Source organism: Arthrobacter sp. AQ5-05, from assembly GCF_003287975.1.
In the GTDB taxonomy this organism is placed as follows: domain Bacteria; phylum Actinomycetota; class Actinomycetes; order Actinomycetales; family Micrococcaceae; genus Paeniglutamicibacter.
Genome location: NZ_QMKQ01000068.1, coordinates 1 through 1,825 on the forward strand (window position 1 = coordinate 1; position 1,825 = coordinate 1,825).

The window sequence follows — 1,825 nt, forward strand, 5'->3', positions numbered from 1 at the left end:
CCGGGCCCGGGCGGCGCAGACTGGGGTTCATGACCATCACCGCGCCAACCGGCACCCCAAGGGGGCCGACCCCCTCCGACACCGCGATCCGGCAGCTTGCCGGCGCGGTGCTGGCGCTGCGTGCCGCGCAGGAGCGCCTGGGTGCCGCGGACCTGGATGCGGCCTCGGCCGCCCTGGTCCTGGGCTTGTACGAGCAGGGGAACCGTGCGGTCGCCTTCGGGCAGCTGCGCACCGTGTTCGCCGCCGACGCGCTCCAGGTGCATCGGCTGGACCCGGGGACCGCCGCGGCCATCGACGCCCTGGCCGCCGACCCCCGGGAGCTGGCCGCCGGCACCGCCCCGGTTCCGGCGGAGGCGATGTGCCAGGGGATGGCCCCGCACCGAACCACCGGCGCCTGGATGCAGTCCCACCTGCACATCTCCGGGACCGAGGCGCGCCGCCGGCTTGCCGGTGCCCGGCTGCTCGTCGCCCCGGTCCCGCCCGCACCGGGCGCGGCCACGGAACCCGGCGCCGCACCCGGGTCCCCGGCGTTCCCGATCCTGGCCCGGGCAGCGGCCGACGGGGCTGCGGATGTCGGGACGTTGGCGCAACTGGCCGGGAAGCTTGATTCGATGGGCCCGCGCATCGCCGCGCGCCCCGACGCGGCAAACCTCGCCGAGGCCATCGAACGGGACCTGGCCCGGGAGCTGGGCACCAACGAACCGCAACACGGGCACAAGGCCCTGGCCGACTGGGGCGCCTACCTGGCGGAAAACGGGGCGCCGGTCACCGACGAGGAAATCATCTCCAGACGCGGCATGTTCTTCAAGGGCAATCGCGGGGGTTGCGACGAATACCTGCTGCGTTGCGACCCGATCGATTCCGAGGCGATCCGCGCCTTCGGCGAAGCCTGGACCAATCCGCGTTCCGCCAAGCTCCCGCCCACCTCGGCCTCCAGCTCCCGAAGCACCACCGGCACCGGAATCGGAGCTCCTGAACCCGACGAGCAACCCGCTGCCCGGGAATCCGGTGACACCCCGGGCAACCACGCACCTCCCAAAACCACGCCGGCTGGGACCTCGCCGCCCGAAACCACGGATCCCGGGACCGCGGCCTCCCTTGCCGGAACCCCGGCCCCGGCGTGGGCGCTGGCCCCGGGCACCGACCCGGCCGACGCCCCGCGCAGCGCCTGGGACTGCGGGCCCGCCGCCAGCGAAAATGGGCCGTCATTCGAGGGCGGGGACCGGCGCACGAGCCCGCAACTGCTGCTCGACGGGATCATCGCGGCCATCGGCGGGGCGCTGGAAGGCACCGGCGTCCCGGAGTCCGGGGGCCTGCGCATCCGCATCGGGGTGCTGATCGGCTACCGCGCGCTGCTTGGCCAGTGCGAGGACGCCGGGATCACCGACCACGGCCGTCCCATTTCCGCGGCGAACATCCGCCGCCTTGCCTGCAACGGCGATCTGCTCCCCGCGCTCCTCGGCGAGGAGGGGGAGATCCTGGACCTGGGCCGGGAGGTCCGCGGCTTCTCCCCGGCGCAGCGCAAGGCCATCGCGATCCGTGACCGCGGCTGCGTGGTCCCCGGTTGCCGCCGGCCGGCCTCCACGAACGAGGCCCACCATGTGAAGCCTTGGCAGGAGGGCGGGGAGACCAGCGTCGACAATGGCGCGAATACTTGTTCCCACCACCACCTGATGATCCATGCCGGGCTGATCACGCTGAAAATGATCAACGGCATTCCCTACGTCGTCGCCCGGGCGGGCCAGCCGCGCGGGGACCCGGAACGGAACCTCTACTGGCATCCCGAGCTGCGCACCGCCGGATACACCCCGCCGATGTTCACCGA

The 1,825-nt window shown here is 73.2% G+C and carries 1 protein-coding gene; it reads left to right on the plus strand.

Annotated features, from left to right (window positions below; all coding sequences use genetic code 11):
• Nucleotides 1-29 precede the first annotated feature (29 nt).
• Nucleotides 30-1,825, plus strand: a 1,796-nt coding sequence (locus DQ353_RS20995) for an HNH endonuclease signature motif containing protein (protein WP_113765122.1), incomplete at its 3' end; no start/stop codon positions are given.